The following is an 8,423-nucleotide window of genomic DNA, read 5'->3' as shown; positions in this document are numbered from 1 at the left end:
TCGGCCCGGGTCGGTGTCCGTGTCGCTCTGACCTGGAATAAGTTACGCGAACATCTCCGAGAACACCAAATCGCCTGTTCAACGCGTGTTTCTGGGCCCGGAAAGGGTATCGGAAGGTGCTCAAGGCACCCAGTACTTGGCGGCAAGATGCTGGACGATCGGGTCGTCCTCCTCGGCCTGCTCGAGCATCGCGAGATCGCTGCGGATATCCATGAGCCGGGGGTCGTCCCCCTCGGCGTCGCCGATCGGCCGGCCTCCGTCCTCGGCGCGCTGCCGCAGGATCTTCTCCCGAACCCGGTCTTTCAACGACTCAGCCATGAGAGAAGCATGCTGCGCGGTCACCGCCTTGTCGAGGATTTCGACGCCGTGTCAACGGTCGCGGTCGCTCCGTCTCAACGGTCGCGGTTACGGAAGACCCGGATCGCCATGGGCAGCACCACAGCGAGAGCACCGATGATCAGGACCAAGGAGAACAGTTCCATCAACATGCCTCCATCATCCGCGCACGACGCGCAGGACGCAGAAAACGTCGAAGGCCCCTCACCGTGGTGAGGGGCCTTCGTGGAGCTGCCTGTCGGAATCGAACCGACGACCTTTTCATTACGAGTGAAATGCTCTACCGACTGAGCTAAGGCAGCGAGCCTTTCGGCGTCCGAAGTCTAGCGGACTACCCCCACCCCGATGCAAACCGGCACTTCGGCTACCGGAATGCTCCGCTCAGCCTGGCCGCGAGCGCCGCAAGAGCGAACCGGGGTTTGACGTTCTGAGCGAGCGCTTCCCGGCAGTCGAGGATGGCCTCGATGCACTCGAGCAGCGCTTCCGGCCGGGTTCTCGACGCGAGGTCGGCCGCGCGGTCCGACATGTCCGGATGATTGAGAGTGACCCGTGATCCGAAAGCGTGTACCAGCGCGTCCCGGTACAGGCCGGCGAGATCGATGAGGGCCCGGTCCATAATGTCGCGTTCGGTGCGCGTCTTCCGCGACTTCTGGGTGCGTTCGAGCTCCTTGAGCACCCCCGCCGAACCGCGAAGCGCGCCCGCGGCCCCCTTGCCGGTACCGCCGGCACCGAGCGCTGTCTTCAACTCTTCCGTTTCGCGTTCGTCGCGCTCGGCGCTGATCTCCTTCGCCTCGGTCTCGGCACTGCGGCCGAGTTCGTCGGCCGCGGCGTAGGTAGTGGCGGGCCGGAGGACCGCGCCTGCGACGGCCAGGGCACGCGCCCGGTTGTCGCGGGCGCCCTCGTCGACGGCGAGTCGCCGGGCCCGCCCCACGTGCCCCGCGCTGACGGATGCGGCCCACTGTGCCGTTTTCGGATCGATGTTGTCGGTGGCTTCGAGAACACGTGCGATGGCGTCGACGCTGGGCGTCACCAACCCGACGTGGCGGCAACGGGAACGCAGCGTCACCGAGATGTCCTCGGGATCGACCGACGGCGCGCACAGCAGGAAGACCGTTCGCTGCGGTGGCTCTTCGACCACCTTCAGCAAAGCGTTCGCGGCCCCCTCGGTGAGACGGTCGGCATCCTCGATCACTACGACCTGCCATCGCCCCGTGCTGGGGCGCCGCGACGCGACCTGCACGATGTCGCGCATCGACTTGACGCTGATCGTCAGTCCCTCGGGCACGACCCGCCGCACGTCGCCGTGCGTGCCGGCCATCGTGGTGGTGCATGCGTGGCATCGCCCGCAGCCGGGAGTCTTCTCGTCGGTGCACTGCAGCGCGGCCGCGAAGCACAGCGCCGCGACGGAGCGCCCGGACCCGGGAGGGCCGGTGAACAGCCACGAGTGGGTCATCGCCGACCCGGTTTCGCCACGACGGGCTGCGACCGCGGCAGCGACGAGTTCGGTTTCGACATCACGTTGACCGACGAGACGATCGAAGACCCCGGGCATGCGCTCAGCCTAACGATCGGCTCCGACCGATCCGGATCACGTGTCCGGAACATTCGAGACAGGCGTGGTTCCGGAGCCCTACCGTCGGGCCATGACCATTCACTTCTCCGCGGTGGGACTCGTCGTCGCCGACCTCGATCGGTCCTTCGCGTGCTATCGCGTGCTCGGCCTCGACCTGCCCGCCGAAGCTCCCGAGGTGCCGCACTTCGAGACCGTGCTCCCCGGTGGACTGCGCCTGATGTGGGACACCGTCGAGTCCGTCCGCAGCTTCGACCCGACGTTCGAACCGTCGCCCGGAAGCGGGGTGGCTCTGGCTTTCGACTGCAGCGCCCCGAGCGCGGTCGACGAGACGCACGCCGCCTTGATCGACGCCGGGTGCACCTCGACGAAGGCCCCGTGGGACGCGTTCTGGGGACAGCGCTACGCGAGCGTGCTCGACCCCGACGGCCATACCCTCGACCTGTTCGCCGCGCTTCCGGGGTGACGCCGGGCAGGCCCGACGGCCGTTCGCGATACACACCGTGAGGTCAACGGCGTGATCCGACGAGAACGGTCAGTCGGTCGTCTTCTTCGCTGCGGCCTTCTTCGTCGTCTTCTTGGCGGCCGTTTTCTTGGCCGCCGTCTTCTTGGCGGGGGTCTTCTTCGCCGCCGTCTTCTTCGCGGTCTTCTTGGCCGGGCCGCGCGCGCGACGGTCGGCGAGCAGTTCTGACGCCCGCTCGTCGGTGATCGTCGTGACCTCGTCGCCCTTACGGAGGCTCGCGTTGGTCTCACCGTCGGTGACGTACGGGCCGAAGCGGCCGTCCTTGATCACCATCGGCTTGCCGCTCACCGGGTCGGTGCCCAGCTCGCGCAGCGGCGGTGTGGCCGCGGCCTGCCGGCCGCGCCGCTTGGGTTCCGCGTAGATCTTCAGCGCCTCCTCGAGGGTGACGGTGAAGATCTGCTCCTCGTTCGCGAGCGACCGCGAGTCGGTGCCCTTCTTCAGGTACGGACCGTAGCGGCCGTTCTGAGCGGTGATCTCGTCGCCGGACTCCGGATCGGCACCCACCACGCGCGGCAGCGACAGCAGTTTCAGGGCGTCGTCCAGGGTGACCGTGGACACGTCCATCGACTTGAACAGCGAACCCGTGCGCGGCTTCGGGCCGGCCTTCTTGGCGGCCTTCTTGGCCGGAGCCTTCTTCGCTGCCTTCTTCGCGACGGCCTTCTTGGTGGCGGTCTTCGTGCCGCCCTCCCCCTCGGACCCGAGTTCCTCGACGGGGATGGGCGTGACGTCGGGCTCGGGCTCGGGTTCCGGGTCGGGGATCAGTTCGGTGACGTAGGGACCGAAGCGGCCCTCACGCGCGACGATCTCGTAGCCGGTGGACGGATCGACACCGAGAACACGCCCTTCCTGCGGCGTCGAGAAGAGCTTCTCGGCGTACTCGAGGGTGAGCTCGTCCGGCGGAAGGTCGTCGGGCAGGTTGGCGCGCTGCGAGGTCGGCTCGGCCTCGGGATCGTCGGGATCGGTGATCATCCGTTCGAGATACGGACCGAACCGGCCCACCCGCACGTGGATCTCGCGACCCTCGGAGTCGTCGAACAGGCGGATGGAGTTGATCTCGCGGGCATCGATGTCCTCGAGGTTCTCCCCCACCAGCTTCTTCAGACCACCCTTGCGGGCGACCGATTCCTCGTGACCGTCGTCGCTGCCGAAGTAGAACCGCGTCAGCCAATCGGTGCGCTGCCGGTGACCGGAGGCGATCTCGTCGAGATCGTCCTCCATCCCGGCCGTGAAGTCGTAGTCGACGAGCTGAGCGAAGTGCGCCTCGAGCAGGCCGATCACGGCGAACGCCACCCACGAGGGCACGAGTGCACTGCCGCGCTTGTAGACGTAGCCGCGATCGAGGATCGTCTTGATGATCGACGCGTAGGTCGAGGGCCGGCCGATCCCGAGCTCCTCGAGCGTCTTGATCAGGCTCGCCTCGGTGTATCGGGCGGGCGGATTCGTGGAGTGACCGTCCGGATCGAGCTTCGTCGCGGTGACGGACGCGCCCTCGGACAGGTTCGGCAGACGCGACTCCGCATCGTCCGACTGTCCGCCTGCCTCCTCGTCGACACTTTCGACATAGGCCTTCAGGAAGCCCGCGAAAGTGATGGTGCGACCCGACGACGAGAAGGTGCACTCCTCGCCGGTGCCCGCGGTGCCGGTGATGCGCAACGTGAGCGTCGTGCCCCGCGCATCGGCCATCTGGGAGGCGACTGTGCGCTGCCAGATGAGCTCGTAGAGCTTGAACTCGTCGCCGTCGAGACGCGAGTGCAGCTCGCCGGGGGTGGCGAAGACGTCGCCGGCGGGACGGATCGCCTCGTGCGCTTCCTGCGCGTTCTTGACCTTGCGGGTGTACTGGCGCGGCGTCGCGTGGACGAACTCGGCGCCGTACAACTGGGTGGCCTGTGCGCGGGCCGCCGCGATCGCCGACTCCGACAGCGTCGTGGAGTCGGTACGCATGTAGGTGATGTAGCCGTTCTCGTACAGGCGCTGCGCCGTGCGCATCGTGCGCTCGGACGAGAACCGCAGCTTGCGGCCCGCCTCCTGCTGCAGCGTCGACGTCATGAACGGGGCATACGGCTTGCGCGTGTACGGCTTGCTCTCGGCCGACGACACCGTCAGCGCGGCACCGGCGAGTGCCTCCGCGAGGCGGCGGGCACGGCCCTCGTCGAGGACGACGACGCCGGTCGACTTCAGGTTCCCGTCGGCGCCGAAATCACGACCCGACGCGACCCGCGCTCCGTCGACGTTGACCAGGCGGGCACCGAACGAGCGGGGGCTTGCGCCGGCACCGGCGTCCATCGTGGCCGCGATGTCCCAGTACTCGGCGGACGTGAACGCCATGCGCTCGCGTTCGCGCTGGACGATCACGCGGGTCGCCACGGACTGCACGCGACCCGCCGACAGGCGGGGCATGACCTTCTTCCACAGCACCGGGCTGACCTCGTAGCCGTACAGGCGGTCGAGGATGCGGCGGGTCTCCTGCGCGTCGACCAGGTCGTTGTCGAGGTCGCGGGTGTTCTCGGCGGCCGCGCGGATCGCGGGCTCGGTGATCTCGTGGAAGACCATGCGCCGGACGGGCACCTTGGGCTTGAGGGTTTCGAGCAGGTGCCAGGCGATGGCCTCGCCCTCGCGGTCGGGGTCGGTGGCGAGGTAGAGCTCGTCGGCGTCCTTGAGCAGGCTCTTCAGTTCCGAGACCTTGGACTTCTTGTCGGCGCTGACGACGTAGAGCGGTTCGAAGTCGTGGTCGACGTCGACACCGAGGCGCGCCCACGACTCGCCCTTGTACTTGGCCGGGACGTCCGCGGCACCACGCGGCAGGTCGCGGATGTGCCCGACCGAGGCCTCGACGACGTAGTCGCGGCCGAGGTAGGGGGCGATCTTCCTCGCCTTGGTCGGGGACTCGACGATCACGAGCCGACGCGTGCCCGACGAACCGCCCGCAGTGCTCTTCTCCCGTGCTGCCACCGTGCCGCCCGCACCTTCCCTCATTGCCGACATGTCGCCTTGTTCGAAGACATGTATACCGACCCGCTCCCCAGACGCGGCCACACACAGGGTCGCACATCCTCGGGGAACGGCTCTTCACGAGTGATGATCACCCGGTTCCACGTACGGCCAGATCCGGCGTGCCGCGTCGGCGTCCGGAGGTGCGCCGATGTTCTCGACGAGCCTCGTCAGTCGCTTGCGACCGGAGATCCTCAACCCGGGACCACCGGTGCCGTGCGTACCGATGAGAGTCGGCGCGATTCCGGCGCGCATGAGCGCCTGCGCCAGGGAGGCGTGGGTCTCGGGAGCGGCCGGATCCAGACCGAGAACATACTGTGCTCCCTCGACCTCCATACGACCGGACGCGAGAAACCAGGCGCGCTGGGCCCGCGAGGACGGAACCCAGCCGTCCGGGACCGTCTTGGTGTGGTCACCGATCCACTGGGTGGCGAGCGGGACGAGAGAGCCGGCGGAGGCCGTGCCGACGGTGAACAGATCGCCGTCGGCGACGATGTCCGCCCCCACTCCTGTATCGGTCACGAGCTGGGCGATGGCACGAGCACGCCATTCGGCGTCGACCTCCACGGTCAGCACTGCGCCGTCCTCGGTGAGGCACGCGCGTCCGTGCGCCGCGAGCAGACCGCTCAGGTCGGCCGGAGCCGGCGGCATCGTGTCGGCACCGAAGAAGGACAGTTGACTCACGGGTCCTCCTCTCGCGACTCCGCGAGCGCGACGAGCGAGGTCGTACGCTCCTTCGCGCACACCTCCCGGAAAATGCATCGTCCCCCATCACCTGAGGCGACGGGGGACGATCGGGCGAGGTTGTCGACCTTGCCCGGTTGCTCGCTCGAGCGGGTGGATCAGATTGCGCGCACGCCGGTGGCCTGCGGGCCCTTGGTGCCCTGACCGACCTCGAACTCGACTCGCTGGTTCTCCTCGAGGGTGCGGAAGCCGGAACCCTGGATCTCGGAGTAGTGAACGAACACGTCGGCGGAGCCGTCCTCAGGAGCGATGAAGCCGAAGCCCTTCTCCGCGTTGAACCACTTCACAGTGCCCTGTGCCATGCTTTTCCTTCTCTTTCTAACACCGGATTCGACGAACCGCCGGGTACGCGATCCGCCAGGTCCCGGTTCCGACCGCTGTACTTCTGGAGTCCCCCGTTGGAAGAGCTAAAGCACCGCGCTCGCAACCATCGATCCTGCGAGCGTGCACTTTTCCAAGTCTACGAACACAGAAGCTGCGACCGGGTGTCAGTCAACCACGTTCCGGGCACGCGCAACAGTAGGAATGGGCACAAACGTGCCAATCCTCTGATCTTGTTCACGTCTCGGTAGCATTACCCAGGGGTAGCTGTTGCTCCCATGTTACGGGCGGGCACTGATGCCACACTCGTCCCGGATCTCGGCCCCCACTCGTATCCGACAGACCTCGTATCCGACAGACCATCTCGTTCGACCCGCGGAGTACTGCGTGACCGGCTCGCCCTTCCTCCCCAGCGGCGACGCCACCCGCACCTACGGTCGCGAGCTACTCGAGCGGCTGCTCGCAGGCATCCCGTCGGGCGAGTCACCGCTGACCCACGTCGCGGAGATCCCGGCTCGGCCCGCCCGTCACAGCGACTGGCCGCAGTGGGCACACGACGACGTCGTCGCCGCGTTCCGAGGACAAGGCGTGGAGCGTCCGTGGCACCATCAGGCGAGTGCCGCCGACATCGCTGCCGGCGGCGAGCACGTGGTCGTCTCCACCGGCACCGCGTCCGGCAAGTCGGTGGCCTACCAGCTTCCCGTCCTCAGTGCCCTCGCCGACGACCCACAGGCCACGGCCCTGTACCTGTCGCCCACCAAGGCGCTCGGCGCCGACCAGTTGCGTGCGGTCACCGAACTGACCTCCGATATCGACGCACTGTCGACCGTGTGCGCGTGTGCCTACGACGGCGACACGTCCACCGAGATCCGGCAGTGGACGCGACGGCACTCGCGCTGGATCTTCACCAATCCCGACATGCTGCACCTGTCGCTGCTGCCCGCGCACGCACGATGGGCCCGGTTGTGGCGTCGTCTGCGATACGTCGTCGTCGACGAGTGCCACTCCTACCGGGGCGTGTTCGGATCGCACGTCGCATTGATCCTGCGCCGGCTCCGGCGCGTGGCCCGCCGCTACGGCGCCGATCCCGTCTTCGTGCTCGCCTCCGCGACGACCGCGGAACCCGGGGCCGCGGCATCCCGCCTCATCGGCGCTCCCTGCCGGGAGGTCACCGAGGACGGTTCACCGCACGGTCCTCGCACGGTCGCCATGTGGGAGCCGCCCCTGCTGCGCGAGGTGACCGGCGAACACGGCGCCCCGGTACGCCGGGCCGCGGGCACCGAGGCCGCGCGTCTGCTCGCCGACCTCGTCGTCGAAGGCGCCCGCACGCTGGCGTTCGTCCGGTCGCGCCACGGCGCCGAACTCGCCGCCATGGGTGCACGCCGGCTTCTCACCGAGGCGGCACCGGATCTCGTCGACCGGGTGGCGGCCTACCGGGCGGGTTATCTCGCCGAGGACCGCCGCGACCTCGAGTCGGCGCTGTCCGACGGACGCCTGCTCGGTGTCGCCAGCACGAACGCCCTCGAACTCGGCGTGGACATCGCCGGTCTGGACGCGGTGATCGTCGCCGGTTTCCCCGGCACGGTCGCGTCGTTCCGGCAACAGGGCGGTCGCGCCGGACGCCGCGGGCAGGGTTCGCTCGTCGTGCTGGTCGCGCGGGACGACCCACTCGACACCTATCTCGTGCACCACCCGCAGGCACTGCTCGACCGACCGGTCGAGGCGACGGTCACCGACCCGAACAATCCGTACGTGCTCGGTCCCCAGCTCCTCTGCGCCGCAGCCGAACTACCCCTCGGCGACGCCGAGGTCGACGAGTTCGGTGCGCTCGACGTCCTCACGGCCCTCGCGGAGCAGGGCCTGAGGCTCTGTTGCAAAGATTGGCGGCAGTCAGAGGTAGGCTGTCGCTCTGCGCCGATCAGGCGGCTGCTGCGAAATGGT

At 68.1% G+C, this 8,423-nt stretch carries 7 protein-coding genes and 1 tRNA gene; 2 read left to right on the top strand and 6 right to left on the bottom strand.

Annotation, left to right across the window (positions count from 1 at the left end; translation table 11 throughout):
- Window positions 1–120: 120 nt before the first annotated feature.
- The 3 genes from PV766_RS23825 to PV766_RS23815 form a co-directional block, all read right to left on the bottom strand.
- Entirely contained in the window at window positions 121–318 is a 198-nt protein-coding gene (locus tag PV766_RS23825; RefSeq protein ID WP_026003667.1) for a hypothetical protein, read from the bottom strand.
- Between the two features lie 244 nt (window positions 319–562).
- Window positions 563–638: transfer RNA gene (locus PV766_RS23820), tRNA-Thr, on the bottom strand.
- A gap of 62 nt (window positions 639–700) precedes the next feature.
- Window positions 701–1,888, bottom strand: coding sequence for a DNA polymerase III subunit delta' (locus PV766_RS23815; protein WP_421098104.1), 1,188 nt, complete (start codon window positions 1,886–1,888; stop codon window positions 701–703).
- Between the two features lie 91 nt (window positions 1,889–1,979).
- Between PV766_RS23815 and PV766_RS23810 the strand changes: the two genes are divergently transcribed.
- Entirely contained in the window at window positions 1,980–2,372 is a 393-nt protein-coding gene (locus tag PV766_RS23810) for a VOC family protein (protein ID WP_129977719.1), read from the top strand.
- A gap of 69 nt (window positions 2,373–2,441) precedes the next feature.
- Here the strand turns inward: PV766_RS23810 and topA are convergent, their stop codons facing one another.
- The 3 genes from topA to PV766_RS23795 form a co-directional block, all read right to left on the bottom strand.
- Entirely contained in the window at window positions 2,442–5,402 is a 2,961-nt protein-coding gene (topA, locus tag PV766_RS23805; protein ID WP_421098103.1) for a type I DNA topoisomerase, read from the bottom strand.
- A 93-nt stretch (window positions 5,403–5,495) separates the two neighbouring features.
- Window positions 5,496–6,101 (bottom strand): hypothetical protein, encoded by a 606-nt coding sequence (locus tag PV766_RS23800; protein WP_421098102.1) that lies wholly within the window; start codon window positions 6,099–6,101, stop codon window positions 5,496–5,498.
- A 158-nt stretch (window positions 6,102–6,259) separates the two neighbouring features.
- Window positions 6,260–6,463: a cold-shock protein gene (locus tag PV766_RS23795; RefSeq protein WP_005515803.1), complete on the bottom strand. Its 204-nt coding sequence runs from the start codon at window positions 6,461–6,463 to the stop codon at window positions 6,260–6,262.
- 406 nt (window positions 6,464–6,869) lie between these two features.
- Between PV766_RS23795 and PV766_RS23790 the strand changes: the two genes are divergently transcribed.
- Window positions 6,870–8,423, top strand: a 1,554-nt coding sequence (locus PV766_RS23790; protein WP_421098101.1) for a DEAD/DEAH box helicase, incomplete at its 3' end; no start/stop codon positions are given.

This window comes from Rhodococcus sp. As11, from assembly GCF_048957735.1.
GTDB classification, from domain to species: Bacteria; Actinomycetota; Actinomycetes; order Mycobacteriales; family Mycobacteriaceae; genus Rhodococcus; species Rhodococcus gordoniae.
Note: the sequence above shows the minus strand (reverse complement) of the source record. Positions and strands in the feature narration are given on the sequence as shown.